Raw genomic sequence first — 14,794 nt, forward strand, 5'->3', positions numbered from 1 at the left:
TTATACATTATTTTCAGTATAGTTGAGCTTATTATTGACTAGAGTCATGCTCCCCGTCCGGGATTTGGTTTTGTCCTCTGCCTCTGTGGGTTCACCATGGCCTCTGATGTCTCCCCTCCTCCCCTCCTCTCGGCTGAGGCAGCCGCTCAATTGTCAACTGCTCCCCCCGTCTTCACAACGGAGCAGATTTTGGAGATCTTGCCCCATCGCTATCCTTTCTTGCTGGTGGATCGGGTTGTGGAGTATCAACCGGGGCAACGGGCGGTGGGCCTGAAAAACGTCACCTTCAACGAGCCTTTTTTTCAAGGGCATTTCCCCAACCGACCCATCATGCCCGGCGTCCTAATCGTCGAGGCCATGGCCCAGATAGGGGGGATCGTGTTGACCAAGTTGCCGGACGTGGCCGGGCGCTTGGCCCTGTTTGCCGGGATCGATGGTGTTCGCTTTCGCCGCCCGGTGCTGCCGGGGGATCAACTGCTGCTCTCTGCCGACTTGCTCACCATTCGCCAGAGGCGCATTGGCAAGATGTTCTGCCGCGCTCAGGTGGGAGGGCAACTGGTAACCGAGGGGGAGCTGATGTTCTCCCTGGTGGATTGATGGGCCAACAGCGGCCATCCAGGAGGCGCTCCGGTGTGGGTGTTCTCGCAATTGAGATAAAGTGTTGGGATAGAAAGATGGCTCAGGGGCTGCTTGCGCCTTTCTGTCGGGATACGGTAAACATGTTGTCGCGACAGTGGGGCGTAGCTCTAAGGCTCATCTCCCCTGGAGTCAAGTCTTGGTGATCCTTCGCAGGGTTGGGAGCGTAACCACAGTTGCTGGCTAGGTCGGAAATGAGTTCGTTCGCTTCAGCGGGATCCACTCCCAACATCTCTGCAAGTGCGCCGCACCGCTCACGGGAGCGGATTCATCCCACTGCGGTGATCCATCCGAAAGCTGAGCTGCACGAAACGGTGCAGGTTGGCCCCTATGCGGTGATCGGCGAGCATGTTCGCATTGCTGCCCATACGGTGGTGGGGGCCCATGTGGTGATCGATGGCTGGACGGAAATCGGCGAGGGCAACCACATTTTTCCGGGAGCAGTTGTGGGCACCGAGCCTCAGGATCTGAAGTACAGCGGCGCCCCCTCTCAAGTGGTAATCGGCAGAGGCAATCGCATCCGCGAGTTTGTCACCATCAACCGGGCTACCAATGAAGGGGAAGCCACCCTGATTGGAGATTACAACCTGCTGATGGCCTACACCCATGTCGCCCACAACTGCGTCATCGAAAATCAGGTGGTGATTACCAATGCTGTTTCCTTGGCCGGCCACATCCACATCGAGTCTCAAGCCCGCATCGGCGGCATGGTCGGGATCCACCAGTTCACCCGCATCGGGCGCTTGGCCATGGTGGGGGCGATGAGCCGGGTTGACCGCGACGTTCCCCCCTACATGTTGGTGGAAGGACATCCGGCTCGCATCCGCGGTCTGAACTTGGTGGGGTTGCGGCGAGCCCAAGGGATGGAGGGATCCCTGCCCTTGCTGCGGCAGGTCTACCGATTTTTGTACCGCTCAGGGTTGCCTTTGGAAAAAGCGCTGCAAACACTGCGCAGCAGCCTGTGTGTCGTTTGTAACAGCGGTGCGGAGGGAGAGCGCCATGTCCTTTCCCTACAGGGGAAAGAGTGGGTGGACGAGACGGGATCCCTGCAACATCTGCTGCAATTTTTGGAAGACTCCCTCTCCCAGCCCCAACGACGTGGCCCTCTGCCGGCCCTGCGCGGGAGGGGGGAAGATCCGCCGGTGCAGAGCACTTCAGAGCTGGATGACTAAAGATTGGGGTCGGGAGCGTAGCTCTAGTGAGCCACCTGTTCATCTGCACGGGCGAGGTCTCAGGGGATCTGCAGGCCGGCCATCTGATCGAAGAATTGCTGCGCCAGCGCCCTCAACTGCGCATCACAGCGGTCGGGGGAGAGCGCATGGCTGCTGCCGGGGCCCGTTTATTGCACCGCACTACCGAGATCAGCTCCGTTGGCATTTTAGAGGCTCTTCCCTTTGTCGGCCCCGCCCTCTGGACGGAATGGAAGATTCGCCGCTTTTTGGCCCAAGACCCGCCAGATGTGGCCGTGCTGGTGGACTACATCGGCGTCAACAGCCGCATTGCCCGTCTGCTGCAACGGCGGCAGATCCCTGCCGTCTATTACATTGCTCCCCAAGAGTGGGTGTGGTCGCAGGATGCCCGCCTCACCTACCAACTGGCCCAGCAGATGCGGCTGATGTTGGCGATTTTCCCTGAGGAAGCCCGCTACTACGCGGCGGCAGGAGCCCATGTCCAGTATGTGGGCCATCCCCTGTTGGATATTTTGGCCGCTGTGCCCAGCCGTGCTGCCGCCAGAGCCCAGTTGGGGATCCCTGCCGAAGCCACGGTGGTGGTGGTGGTGCCGGCTTCGCGTCGGCAAGAGCTGCGCTCGGTTCTGCCTGTCTTGCTCAAGGCGGCTCAGTTGTTGCAAGCTCACCTGCCTCAGGCACAGTTTTGGGTGCCCCTGGCCTCGCCCCGTTTTGCTGCCCCGATTGCGCGGGCTGCCCGCCGCCTTGGGCTCAACCTCACCCTTTTGGATCCCCAAGCTCTGTCCTTCTTCTCCCCCCACAAAGCTCATCACCTCGCCTTGGCAGCGGCTGATTTGGTGTTGGCCAAGTCGGGCACGGTGAACTTGGAGACGGCTATCTTGGGGATCCCCCAGGTGGTGATCTATCGCCTCAACCCCCTCACCTTCTGGATCGCCCGCCATTGGCTGAGGGTGTCGGTGCCCTTCATGTCTCCGCCCAACCTGGTGCAGATGCGCCCCATTGTCCCGGAGTTGCTGCAGGAGCAGGCCCAGCCAGAGAAGATTGCCCAACTGGCGCTGGAGTTGCTAACTCGGCCCGAACGCAAAGCCCAACTGCAAGCCGACTACGTCGCGATGCGGGCGGCCCTAGGAGAACCCGGCGTTCTGGCTCGCGCTGCCAAGGCCATCCTAGAGGTGTTGGATGGCGCAGCCGGCCCCCAGCGGCATCCCTTTTGCCGCTAGCTCCGGTGACCCAGGGCCCGGGGCACCGCCCGTCCTCCCGCCAAGGCTGCTGTTGAATCCGCCTCTTCCAGATACTCAGCATCTTGGTTGACCCGCCACCCATCGTAGCGCCGTTCCCCCGCCACAATGTTGCGAGCGGCCAAAAGGCCCGTCATCATGGCGTGATCCTGGTTATTGTAGCGGTGCATGCCGTTGCGGCCTGCCACCTGCAAATTGGGCAGTGCTTCTTCCAAAAAGGTTCGAATGGTCTGGATGTGAGCTTGATAGCCGTGATTGTAAACCGGGTAGGCTTTCGGGGCGCGAATGACTGTGCCGCCCAAAACCTTTGCCTTCCCCAGCAGGCCCAACCGCTGCAATTCCAGCGTTGCCAAGGCCATCAAATCCCCATCGGTTTGTCCCCAAAAGGGATCCGTCGCTGAGCAAAAATACTCCAAACCCAAGCAGGTGACCGAGGGATCCGGAACCATGTCCGCGCTCCAATTCTTGAAGTTTTGGATACGCCCCACCCGCACCGAGGGATCGTGAATGTAGATCCAGTGATCTGGAAATAGGTTGGGCTCATCCACCAGCAAAGCCACCGTCAAAAAATCCCGATACCGCAGTTGTTCGGCAGCCTCTCGCACCGGCTCCGGTGCTGCAGGTACCAAAGCCCGCACCAGAGAGCGCAGCGGCATGGTGGAAATGAACTGCTCGCCGGTCACCCAAAAGGTCTCTCCCCCTTGAGAACAGGCTTGTACAGCTTGAACTCCGGCCCGGTTCCAGTGGATTGCCGTAACCTTGCGATCCAGTTGTACCGGCTGCCCGGCTTCTGCCAGCAAGGTTTGAACGCGCTCCCACATCTGGCCTGGCCCTAGGCGAGGATAGCGAAAGCGATCGATCAGGGTTTTGATCACCCCCTCTCGGTTGGGGAAAAAGGTTTTACGGATCAAAGAAGCCATCGACAGACCCTTGATCCGCTGGGCTGCCCAGTCGGCGCTGATCTCGTGACAAGGGATCCCCCACACTTTCTCGGTGTAGGTCTTAAAAAAAGTGCGATACAGCCGTTCCCCAAATTGGTTAATGACCCAATCTTCAAAAGATACAGGATTGGGCCTGGGAAAGAGGCGCGCCTTTAGGTAACTGAGCAGACAGAGGGTGGTAAACCCTGGCCCCAGTTTGGCAAAAACATCCGTAGGTCGAATTGGATAATCAAAGAAAACACCTCGGTAAAAAATGTGGGAAAGCCGACGGCAAACCTGCATTTCCGAGCCCAAAATCTCCGTCCACAGAGCCTCAATTTCCGCCGACTTGGAGAAAAAGCGGTGTCCACCGATATCAAAGCGATAGCCTTGGTAGGTTACAGTGCGGGATAGCCCCCCTACCTGCACCGGATCCGCTTCCAAAACCGTTACCGGGTAGCCCTGCTTGTTCAGCTCGTAGGCGGCACTCAATCCAGCTGGCCCCGCCCCGATCACCACTGTGGACTGCACTCTGGATAGCTGCCTTGAGGTACCATCTGGTAGTGGGGTCATTTCCTCAGAAATGTTCTCAGAAACAGTCATGGCAACTTCTCACACCACCTCGTCAATCCTAACGGAAATAGGTCTGTTCAAGGGATCCCCGGCCTGGGCGCGAAAGTGCTATGCCTACGGCACCCCGTCGGGAACCGCACCGCTAACGCGAAAGATTAAGCTGGAGACAGATTAGAGATCCCTTTTGTGTGCAAAGAAAGCCTTGGTGCTTCGCACCGCCGTCGCGAATGGCCGACTCTGTGGAGTGAATTTTGTGCAATCTCCCCCCATCCCCAATCCTGGACATCTGCTGACAAATGCTTCGCCGACAGTACTGTTGGCCGATGACGACCCATGCATACGCGGGTACTTGACCCACCTGTTGGTTCATGAAGGCTATCAAGTGGCAGAGGCTGAAGACGGCGACCAAGCCTTGCTGCTCTTCGGTCAAACTCAGCCTCAAATTGCCCTGCTGGACGCCCTCATGCCCGGCACGGATGGGTTCGAGTGTTGCCGCCGCCTGCGGGCTTTGGATGCGAATCTGCCCTGCTTGATGATTACCTCGCTCGAGGATCAAGCTTCCGTAGACAAAGCCTTTGCTGCCGGAGCCAGCGACTACATGACCAAGCCCATTCACTGGCCGATAATGCGTCAGCGCATCCAACACCTGATCAAGGCCCGCCAGAACTTGTTGAACCTACGCCAACAGGCGGCCCGCGAGCAAGCCCTGAACCGCATCGTCCGAGCCATTCCCACTTCTTTGCAGTTGGATCAAATCCTTGCTGCCGTCACCCGCGAGATAGGCCATCTGCTAGAGGCGGATCGGGTAAGCATCAGCATCTATCAGCCTCAGCAACAGCATTGGCGCATTGTCTCCGAGTACAGCACTCAACAGGATGGCTACCTGGGCTGTCTCATTCCCGATTCCGAAAGCCCCATTGCCCAGCAACTGAAGCAGGGGAAAGTGATGTTGCTGGAGGCAGCCGACCAAGCCAAAGACTGGGTCTACATCTCTGCCATGGCCAAAGCCTATCCTGGCAGTTGGCTGCTGGTACCGCTCTACGGTGGCGAAAACCCCGAATCTGGCCCGACCCACCCCACCCTTTGGGGCAGCCTGTGCCTACAACTGAAAACAGCACGTCCCGGTTGGCTGGCCACCAATCAGGATCTGATCTTGGCCCTGGCCGATCACCTCTCCATCGCCATTCGGCAGGCGGAACTGTTCCAACAGGTTCAGGAGCTGAACCGCACCCTGGAAGAAAAGGTACAGGCCCGCACCGCCCAACTGGATCGCCAAGTACAGGAATTGCAGCGGCTGGATTGCCTGAAAAATGACTTCCTTAGCACGGTGTCCCACGAGCTGCGCACCCCTCTTTCCAACATGAAAATGGCCATCCGCCTGCTCAGCTCCGTCCTGCTGCCTGCCCAGGGCGCTCCCAGATCCCCGGATCCGGCCAAGATCTCTCAGTACTTGAAGGTGTTGGACAACGAATGCGAGCGGGAGATCAAACTGGTCGAGGATCTGCTGGAACTGCAGCAGTTAGAGGTGCTCAAGGGACTCCGTCCCGCTAACGCGAACGGTTCACAGCGGCCCTGCTGGTTGGAGCTGCAAGAGTGGTTGCCCCAGATCGCGGAGCCCTTTGCTCAGGAGGCCCATAGTCACCATCAGCGCTTCAGCCTTGGGATCCCTCCAGGACTGCCTGCCATTTTTACCCTGCCGGGAGTGCTAAAGTCGGTGCTGGCGGAATTGCTGAAAAATGCATGTAAATTCACCCCTGCTGGGCACCTGATCAGCCTTCAGGCCACCTGCCATTCCGACCACCTGGACATCCAAGTCCTCAACACCGGCGTAACCATTCCCCTGGAAGAGCAAAAGCGGGTATTTGAGAAGTTCTATCGGGTGCCCAGCGCGGATCCCTGGCGGCAAGGGGGGACAGGGTTGGGGTTGGCCCTTGTGCGGCAGCGGGTAAGCCTGTTGCAAGGAAGCATTCACCTCAACAGCGAGGCCAACCACACCTGCTTTACCTTGCGGCTGCCTCGGGTTCTCCCTGTCTTTGGCCAAGGCAAGCCAGCTCAGCCTAGGGTGTAGGCGTCGGGGTGGCCGGCTTTGGAGAGTTGGAAGCTTCCCCTTCCTGCAAAACTTCTTGCAAGCGGGCCCGAACCCGCTGGTTGAGGACGGGATTTTCGTTGGCCAAGGTCATCAATTCGCGGTATTGAAGCACCGTCAGCCCTTGCTCTTCAACAATGCGGCTGGCTTGGGTTTCTGTGCGCCGCATAATTTGCTCGTACTCCTCCTCGTTCTGGGTTTCCCGCAGTTGGGCGCTCGCTTCCCGGATCAGGGGATCCAACTCCAACAGAATCCGCACCAACTGTTCCACCTGGGCATCGGTGACTTGCTCTGGGGTCAGGGCTGGAGATGCCACAGGGCTGGGAGTTGCTGTGGCCGGAGCCCCCCCCGAAGTCGGAGAAGCAGTTGCAGCAGGGCCAGGCGACGGGGTTGCTCCCTGTGCCCAAACCGGCAGGGATCCCAAGCTGAGTCCCAGACCCATCAGCAACGCGAATTTCATCATGCCCAAAACTCCCCAAACCCAGACAAGATAGACCTAAGCCCTTGAGGTGCAGCCAAACCTGAAGCCAGACTAGCAAGATGCCTGAATTCCGTCTAATCGGTTCAACGCAGTCCTGAATGCCCATCAAGCTCATCCCAGCTTGCCGGCACCTGAGGTGGGATCCATCCAATCCCTACGGTACCAGAACTCCTCACTCCAGGGACCCCAGGATAGACTCGCGCAAGGGCTGCATGGACATGCAGTGGATCTCTTGTAGAAACAAGAAGTTGGTTGTACAGTCTTACATGCGCTGTTCAACGGTAGCCCGGCACCGGAGTGCCCCTTTCTCTCCTCGGTTGAGCAGCTCCAGACTTGCAGCACTGGCAATTGACTTAGCACTTCAGCCCAAAGGGGGTTGTCTTGAAGCTGAGCTTAGGTATATGTTCTGTTGAGTATCGTTTTTGTTAATGTTAGGCTAGGGGCCAGATTTGATGCGGATCTCCCACATCGGCATCTGACTTTCTTCGCAGGTGTCAGAGCCCGTGGATCCCCTATCAATATCAGCAGTCAACCTAGCAAACGCCCAATCGCCAGCTCTCTTTGCAGGCGATTGCTGGAGGATTTTTTGTTCGGAGAAAGGTTCCCGATTAGATTTTTTTGGGCGCGTCCATAAGTAACCCTTCAAGGGCTTTGAGGGCGACTGCTGTCTTTATTGCCTTTGTAAAAGATGATAACAAAAATGGGTAAAAGTTATTGCTTTTCTTAAGCAGCGCTGATATATTCTTTGCGGTTGCGGTTGTTCGGTCATCCTTCTACAGGAGGCTTACATTGGTTAGGAGAAGAAAGCGTAAGAGTCGCCGTCGTCTGGAAGGGCGCAAAATTTTAGATCACATTCCTCAATTTAATCTGGACAGTGGTGAAGAGAAGTCTGTAACCGCTGCTCGAAAGTATATTCAGGAAAAGTCTATTCAGCCCCCCGCGCTGATTTTGGTGCGGCGAAATGAGCATACCGTTGATCGGTTTTTTTGGGCGGAGAAGGGGTTGTTCGGCGCGCAATATGTCGAGGAAAACCACTTCCTTTTTCCCAGCCTGCGAGCTTTGCTAGCGGAGGTTGCGGCTGAGAAGCCGGAGAAAAAATCCTCGAAGACCCTTGCAACTGCCGCTCGCTAGCCTCTGACCAGCTTTTCCTATTAGCAGGAGCTCAGGAAACAGCCCCCCTACCCTGGGGGGTTTGTTGCAGCCGCTCTCAGAAGATCGAAAGAACTGACCCTGTGTACGGGATCCCTCCCCACGGGTTGAGCTTCTGATACCTCACTCCCCATGCTGGATCTGCTGGCGGCAGCGAGGGAGCCACGCGCTACCCTACAAGGGATCCCGTCGGGAGATGCCGGATGAGCCGACTGCCTCAGACCACTGCCCACATCCAAATTACCCGCCGCTCTTGGCAAGAGGGTGCCATTGAGGGGGAAGTCAATGCCAATGGTTGGGTTTGGCGCTTTTGCTGGCGCTTTCGGGCCGGGGAACTCAGAGTGGAGCCTTCTGTGGGGCGGGCTTTGATTTGCGAGCCCTTGAGCCGCTTTCTGGAAAAATCCGACTATCTGCTGGAACCGGGCAGCAACTACTCGTTTGTGATTCGCAGCAGCTTGTGAACTCTCAATCTGAGCAGATCTGAGCAGAGCTTTTGCCCAGCACCAAAGACCGGGGCTGAGCAATGGAAGGCACCTGCTACGGTGACCCAGAAACCAGGTCTCAAGCCCCGTGGGCGAAGAGTGCCTCCCCTCTCACTCCTGTCGCGCCCAAGCTGTTCGCACTTGAAAGAATCCTCGCCCTCTAGGCAGGGGGGTAGTCAATAAAGCTGCAGCAGCCTTTGGTCTTCGGCGGGGGAGGAGGCACATCCAGAGCTGGGTTGCACTCAAAGAAGCCCAGGGGCTTGAGCATAAAGCCGATGTAGCTAACCGGCATCACCGGCCAGTCCTCGGTGCGGGGGAAGTGATTGCAGCCAAAGCTATACCAGAGCACCAGGCGGGTGTTTTCCAGGGATCGGTTCGCTTGCGTCCATTTCACCAGCCCTTCGCCACCGGGGTGTTGGTTGGGGTAGTCCCCTGCTGGGAACTTCTCGCCGGGATGGTAGGGCGTGGCCCAGAGGTGGTGGGCCAGGTATCCTGCCCGTCGGTACAGCCAAGAGTCGGGGTGGGCCAAAAGCTGGACGTTTTCCCCCGGCATCAGTTTGTAGGCCACCGGCTGTCCCAGGCGGTTGTGGCGATTGGGGTTGACAATCTTCCAATAGCGGCCCCGCAAGGGATCCACCGTTTGCTTAGCCTCCTGCTCGGTTTTGAGCAGGGTGGAGCGGGCGCGAAAGGCGTTGCCGTGAGGGTTATCCGGCCCCAGAGGCAGAGGTTCTGCATGCACTTCATAGAGGGAGTTGCACGGCCCATCCACCGCCATATCGAGGCGGACAGTGAAAAAGTGCTGGTGGTTGAGGCCAGACAATTGGGGTGCCACCAAGACGCCAAACTCCGGCTCTTCCCCCGGCAACGTGGCGCAAGTGTTGATGATGCCGGTGAGCTTGGCTTCAAACTCCAGCGTGCCGTCTTGGTAGAAATACCAGAAAAAGCCGTAGTCGTAGTTGCCAATGGTGGTGAAAAAGGAAAGCACCAACCGCCGCGAGCGCCGCACCTGCGCCCGTTCCGTGCGCCAGTCGGTGTGCTTCCAGAGCACCCCAAAGTCCTCCTCGTGCATACAGACGGCATTTTTCAAAAGCATGGGCTCGCCGCTGTTGGTGGGCAACCAGGCATCGAAGTAGTAGATTTCCCCCAGACAGTCGCAGCCCAGCTGCAGGGAATTGGCCTGCATGCCAATGCCGTATTCCCCCACATCAAAGGCATTTTTGCGACAGTGGGGATCCCGCGGATCCCCGTAGGGCACCACCATCTCGGCTACCGAGGCGCGGTAGAGAATGGGGCGAAGGCGGCCTTGATCCTCGTAGCTCACCTGGTGGAGGACGAGCCCCTCTCGCGGGTTAAAGCTGATGCGCAGATCCCACTTCTGCCAGCGGATGTGGTGGCCGTCCACCTGGAAGCTCACCCCTTGGGGCTGAGTGATTTCTAGCGGCTTCAAGTCTTGGCGAAAACCTTTGAAAAACAGCTCGTCGAAGTTACCGGACTCCGGCGGCAAGGGCCACAGACCCCGATCCTCCACCTTGACAACTTGCATGCGGTTGAGGTCAATCCAGGGGTAGAGCCCCTCGATGGGGCGGGCATAGCCGTTGTCGCAAGGGGAAGTACGTAGGAAACAAAAGCCTCGCACCAGCCGCCGCCCTTCTTCTTCCGGGATCCCGAAGTAGCCCACCGTCCAGTAGTCCACCATCACCAAATCCACATCGGCAATCCCCCGCCGCTGCAGAGCCGCCAAAAATTGGGGATCCTCCTTGAGCAGGCGGTCGCAGGCGTACACCTCATCATCGAGCAGAGGGGGCTGCACGCCCGGAACGAGCTGCCAAGAGCGCACCTGCTGTGTTGACAGAGAGACCACGGCTTCGTAGGTGTTGCCACTGGCCGGATCCAACAGCACCACGAAAGCCTGCCGATCCCACGGCTGCCCCGGCTGCCACGCTTCCATCCAAGGCCGCTCCGGCTCTTGTAGCTGGATGGTCACAAAGCGCCCCTGAGAACTGAGGGGCCGTTGCCGGCGCAGGATCTGCACCACTTGCCGCATCTCCTCAGCACTGAGGGGATCCAAGGGGTGGCCTTGGGGCAATGAAGCCTGGCCAAGCAAAGCAGATTCACTCGACTGGCTATGTCGATCCAAACTGGGAGAAACTTCACAAACCACAGCAATAACCTTGAATTCTTCAGTTGGAAAATGATTGAGTTGAGCTAGGAAAAAATAGGGAGAAGTCTGCTGAGAAAGGTCAAAGGGATCCCTTCGCTCGCCATGCCGCGGGCCAGCCCATCAACCCAACTCAGAGAATCCAGAAAACCTAACAGCAGGCTAAACAGACTATCCTGTTGCCATCGCCAACATCGGGCAACTTTGCAAGAGATACCCGGGGAAAGGAAAACTTAAGCCAAAGCCCAAGGAAGTGAAGACAACCTCGGCCCTGCTAATTGTCCAGATCTAGCAATCTTCTGTTTCCCCGTCCGCTAACCAAATGAAGAGGGCAACGGCACCTTGAGAAGCCGCGCCAGGGCGAACAGGAAACCATCAACCCATCGGGAAAATCTGAATACAGGTCTTACTACAGATAAACCCAAACTCGAGAGCAGGAGAAGTTTTCTGTGATTAAACGTCAGGCTTAACGTTGCACAGGAAAGCATAAAAAAGAGAAAACGCTTCACGCAGGCTAAGGGCAGGATCACACCGAGAAAGCTCAACGCAACGTCAACTCTCGCAAGAGCGCAAAGACATCTCGAAACCTGCCCCAACCCTACCTGCCAGGGGGATCCCACCACTTGGGATCCGAAATGCAACTGACGATACTATAGCAGAGGCACCCCCCTTTCCCACAAGCCCGGCCCAAAGCCTCCCGGTCGCATCAGCAGGGTAGCCTTCTCCCCGTGGGTTTGAAGCCTAGCTCAGGCTGAAGGGTTGGTGTCAAAGAATACATTTCCAAAGTCATTCTGGAGCCATGCTTAAGGTTAGAAATTTCTAACAATTCGAATAGTAGGATCCCTCACGTCTCCTAAAAATCGTCCACAATGAAGCAGGGCTTGCGGCAAATTAACCGTCTGGTGAGGGAGATGGCTTCAACTCGATACCGCCTGGTGCCGGTGCGGCCAGGAGACGGCAGCTTTTATCCAGAGCATCTCTATTTGGCCTTAGAAGCCACCCAACTGGGCTATTGGCAACTGGATCTGCGCACCTGGGAGTTGAGTGCTTCTCCCCAGTGCAAGGCCAAATACGGGCTGGATCCCGGCCAAGATTTCACCCTGGAAGTGTTTTTGCAGCACGTTCACCCGGAAGATCGCCAAAGGGTGAAAGAAGCTTTGCAGACGGCTGGGCCCAGGGCGGTAGAGGGGGATCCCAACTTTTCGGTGGAATATCGAGTTTACCAGGCCGACGGCCAGATGCGCTGGCAGCTTTCCCAGGGGATTGTGCTCTTGGGGCCGAAAGGGGATCCCGGCCAGGTTGTCGGGGTGACCCTGGATATCAGCGAGCGCAAGCAATTAGAGATCACCTTGGCCGAGCGAGAGCGCCACTATCGCCAGCTCCTGGAAGCCCTGCCCGACATGCTGCTTCGTCTGGATCGCCAGGGCCGCTGTCTGGAGTTCAAGCCGCCCAGCCATTTTTCTGTCCCCCATCCCCCTGCCTACTACCTGGGCAAAACTCCTGAAGAGCTGTTTCCTGATACCGGTTGCACCGGTGGGGCGGAACCCATAGCCCAAGCCATTCGCGAGCATCTGGAGCTGGCCTTGGCAACCCGGCAAGCTCAAGAGATCGAATACCCCTGCCCAGAGGGATCCCCTCAGCCCCAATATCGCCAGGCCCGCATCGTTCCCTTTGGGGAAGATCAAGTGCTGGTGATCATCAGAAACATCACCCCTCGCAAGCAAGCTGAGCTGAAACTGCAGCGGCAATTGCAGCGAGAAAGACTGTTTAATCAGCTCATTCAGGCCATCAACACCTCTCTGGACTTACCCACCCTATTTGATGTGGCGGTGCGGGAAGTGGGGGCAGTGTTGCAGGCAGCACGAGTTACCCTTTATCAGTACCTGCCCGCTGAGGCCGTGTGGTTGGGCATTGCCAGCCATAGCCGATTTCCTAATTTGCCCAACAATCTGAACCTGCGACTGCCGGATAGCAGGGATTTTATGGTTTTCGATCATTTGAAACGGCTGCAAATTTTTCATGTCCAGGATCCGGAGCAGATTGCCGATCCCTTTGCCATTTATGAGAAGCGAGAATACCAACTGGGCCCTTGGCTGGTGATCCCGGTGGCTTGTCAGGAACAAATGTGGGGCGGGCTATCGCTGCGGCGCCTGACTTCAGATCCGGATTGGCAAACCGACGAGATCGAGCTGGCCAAGGCCATTGGGGAGCACCTGGCAGTGGCCATTCAGCAGGCAGAGCTTTATCAAAAGCTGCAGCAGGCCAATGCTGAATTGGATTACCAAGTGCGGGTGCGCAATGCAGAGCTCGAACAAGCTTACAACGACGAAGCGCTACTCCAGCTCATCACCGAAGAAATTCGATCCACCTTGGACGAACAAAAAATCTTGGAAACGGTGGCCCGAGAATTGGCCCTGAGCTTGAACCTATCCAATTGCACCATTGCCCTTCATGACCCAGAGCGGCAGGTCAGCGTTTTGGCGGTGGACTATTTAGCCGGAGAAGGGATCCGGCGCTTCCCCCTGGAGGTTTCGTTTGCGGATTTCGCCCATGTGCTTCGTCAGCTCCAGCGCGGACAGCTTTGCCACTTCAGCAATCTCCATCACCCCTGCTGGCCTAACCATGACCGCTGTACCCTGATCGTCGCCCCCATCTGTGAAAAAAGGGATCTGGCAGGGCAAGACGAGGAACTGCTTGTTTTGGGGAATATTTGTGGATCCCGTCCACCGGGGCAGATATTTACCGAGCGGGAACAACGGCTTATCCAACGGGTAGCCGGCCAATGTGCCATCGCCATTCGCCAAGCACGTCTTTATCAGACAATTCAGCGCCAGGTGCAGCAGTTGCAGGAGCTCAACCAACTCAAGGATGAGTTTCTGCACATGGTCTCCCATGAAATGCGCACGCCTCTCACCAACATGAAGCTGGCCATTGGGTTTTTATCCAAAGCCAACCTAACCGAGCGGGAAAGGCGCTACTTTCAAATTTTGGAGATGGAGACCAACCGCGAGCTGGAGTTAATCAACGACCTGTTGGAATTGCAAGCCCTCGAATCCGGAAACAAAGTCCTCAGACTTACCTGTTTATCTCCCCAGGAATGGATCCCCAATCTTGCCGAGCCCTTCCGGCTGCGAGCTGCCCAACAGGGCCAACAGTTTCAGGTGGAATGGGATCCCGACCTTTGGCTCCTCTGCACGGATGAGAGCCTCTTGTCGCGGGTGGTCAGCGAGCTTTTAAACAATGCGTGTAAGTACACCCCCACTGGGGAAAGCATCTATTTGAGTGTGAGCCAGGCTAACTCCAATGGCCGTCCCGGCTGGCTGATCACGGTGCGCAATACAGGGGCGGAAATTCCTGCAGAAGCGTTGCCCCGCCTTTTTGAAAAGTTCTATCGCCTCCCCCAGTTGGATTGCCGCAACGCCGGGGGAACGGGCTTGGGTCTATCGCTGGTTCAAAAGGCAGTGGAGCTGCTGCAGGGATCCCTGCGGGTAGAAAGCCACTCTCGGCAGGTGATGGTTCAGATGTGGTGCCCCCACCAGGGCAGCTTGTCGGAAACCCCAAGCAAGGCTTAGAGGGCAAGGCCAGCGCCTTGCGCAGGACTCGAACCTGCAACCATCGACTTAGAAGGTCGGTGCTCTATCCATTGAGCTAGCAAGGCCGAAGAAAAGGATGCAGAGCCATTATATCCCCGACCAAGTTCCCAATCCCCAACCCTGCCCACCTGCCTCTGGCTTGGATTTCCGCAGTGTTGCTTGGGCAAATTGCGCGGTTTGACTTAGGGAGCCGGGTCGGGATCCCATGTGACCGAGCTTTCCCGGCGCAGACCCGGCCAAAATGGGTGTTGAGGTGTCGAAAATTGGGATCCCCATGCCCTTGCTCCCTGA

11 protein-coding genes and 1 tRNA gene are annotated in these 14,794 nt (G+C 57.4%); 7 read left to right on the forward strand and 5 right to left on the reverse strand.

What is annotated here, in order from left to right:
• Positions 1-96 precede the first annotated feature (96 nt).
• The 3 genes from fabZ (at position 97) to lpxB (ending at position 3,043) form a co-directional block, all read left to right on the forward strand.
• The gene (gene fabZ / locus NW829_RS08475; RefSeq protein WP_414328980.1) at positions 97-597 is read left to right on the forward strand and encodes a 3-hydroxyacyl-ACP dehydratase FabZ; all 501 of its coding nucleotides are present in this window, start codon (positions 97-99) and stop codon (positions 595-597) included.
• Between the two features lie 233 nt (positions 598-830).
• Positions 831-1,808 carry an acyl-ACP--UDP-N-acetylglucosamine O-acyltransferase gene (gene lpxA / locus NW829_RS08480; protein WP_414382304.1) on the forward strand — a complete coding sequence of 326 codons (978 nt, stop codon included), beginning with the start codon at positions 831-833 and terminating at the stop codon, positions 1,806-1,808.
• A 26-nt stretch (positions 1,809-1,834) separates the two neighbouring features.
• The gene (gene lpxB, locus NW829_RS08485) at positions 1,835-3,043 is read left to right on the forward strand and encodes a lipid-A-disaccharide synthase (protein WP_414416868.1); all 1,209 of its coding nucleotides are present in this window, start codon (positions 1,835-1,837) and stop codon (positions 3,041-3,043) included.
• On the opposite strand, the gene NW829_RS08490 is transcribed toward lpxB, so the two are convergent.
• Complete coding sequence (locus NW829_RS08490) at positions 3,040-4,512, reverse strand: NAD(P)/FAD-dependent oxidoreductase (RefSeq protein ID WP_414349955.1); 1,473 nt, start codon at positions 4,510-4,512, stop codon at positions 3,040-3,042. The two genes, lpxB and NW829_RS08490, sit on opposite strands and share 4 nt — an antisense overlap.
• A 295-nt stretch (positions 4,513-4,807) precedes the next feature.
• Here NW829_RS08490 and NW829_RS08495 point away from each other — a divergent pair, with 295 nt between their 5' ends.
• Positions 4,808-6,622 carry a response regulator gene (locus NW829_RS08495; protein WP_414416869.1) on the forward strand — a complete coding sequence of 605 codons (1,815 nt, stop codon included), beginning with the start codon at positions 4,808-4,810 and terminating at the stop codon, positions 6,620-6,622.
• Here NW829_RS08495 and NW829_RS08500 read toward each other — a convergent pair.
• Positions 6,612-7,103, reverse strand: a complete 492-nt coding sequence (locus tag NW829_RS08500) for a DUF4168 domain-containing protein (protein WP_414413003.1) — start codon at positions 7,101-7,103, stop codon at positions 6,612-6,614. The two genes, NW829_RS08495 and NW829_RS08500, sit on opposite strands and share 11 nt — an antisense overlap.
• An 807-nt stretch (positions 7,104-7,910) precedes the next feature.
• Here NW829_RS08500 and NW829_RS08505 point away from each other — a divergent pair.
• Both NW829_RS08505 and NW829_RS08510 read left to right on the forward strand, forming a co-directional pair.
• Positions 7,911-8,252, forward strand: a complete 342-nt coding sequence (locus tag NW829_RS08505) for a DUF3155 domain-containing protein (protein WP_049749658.1) — start codon at positions 7,911-7,913, stop codon at positions 8,250-8,252.
• Positions 8,253-8,473: 221 nt separating this feature from the next.
• On the forward strand, positions 8,474-8,731 hold the full coding sequence (locus tag NW829_RS08510) for a DUF3146 family protein (protein WP_414329773.1): 258 nt from the start codon (positions 8,474-8,476) through the stop codon (positions 8,729-8,731).
• Positions 8,732-8,912: 181 nt separating this feature from the next.
• Here the strand turns inward: NW829_RS08510 and NW829_RS08515 are convergent, their stop codons facing one another.
• Entirely contained in the window at positions 8,913-10,913 is a 2,001-nt protein-coding gene (locus NW829_RS08515; protein ID WP_414416870.1) for a primary-amine oxidase, read from the reverse strand.
• Between the two features lie 908 nt (positions 10,914-11,821).
• Here NW829_RS08515 and NW829_RS08520 point away from each other — a divergent pair.
• Complete coding sequence (locus tag NW829_RS08520) at positions 11,822-14,482, forward strand: ATP-binding protein (protein WP_414416871.1); 2,661 nt, start codon at positions 11,822-11,824, stop codon at positions 14,480-14,482.
• Positions 14,483-14,495: 13 nt separating this feature from the next.
• On the opposite strand, the gene NW829_RS08525 is transcribed toward NW829_RS08520, so the two are convergent.
• Positions 14,496-14,568 (reverse strand) — tRNA-Arg (locus NW829_RS08525).
• Between the two features lie 22 nt (positions 14,569-14,590).
• The coding region (locus NW829_RS08530; protein WP_414416872.1) for a hypothetical protein at positions 14,591-14,794 on the reverse strand (204 nt) is incomplete at its 5' end.

The sequence above is a fragment of the Synechococcus sp. R55.8 genome (assembly GCF_047461895.1).
In the GTDB taxonomy this organism is placed as follows: domain Bacteria; phylum Cyanobacteriota; class Cyanobacteriia; order Thermostichales; family Thermostichaceae; genus Thermostichus.

Coding starts and splice junctions, on each gene's coding strand:
- fabZ (WP_414328980.1), top strand. CDS start 97: ATGGCCTCTGATGTCTCCCCTCCTCCCCTCCTCTCGGCTGAGGCAGCC.
- lpxA (WP_414382304.1), top strand. CDS start 831: ATGAGTTCGTTCGCTTCAGCGGGATCCACTCCCAACATCTCTGCAAGT.
- NW829_RS08500 (WP_414413003.1), bottom strand. CDS start 7,103: ATGATGAAATTCGCGTTGCTGATGGGTCTGGGACTCAGCTTGGGATCC.
- NW829_RS08510 (WP_414329773.1), top strand. CDS start 8,474: ATGAGCCGACTGCCTCAGACCACTGCCCACATCCAAATTACCCGCCGC.
- NW829_RS08520 (WP_414416871.1), top strand. CDS start 11,822: ATGGCTTCAACTCGATACCGCCTGGTGCCGGTGCGGCCAGGAGACGGC.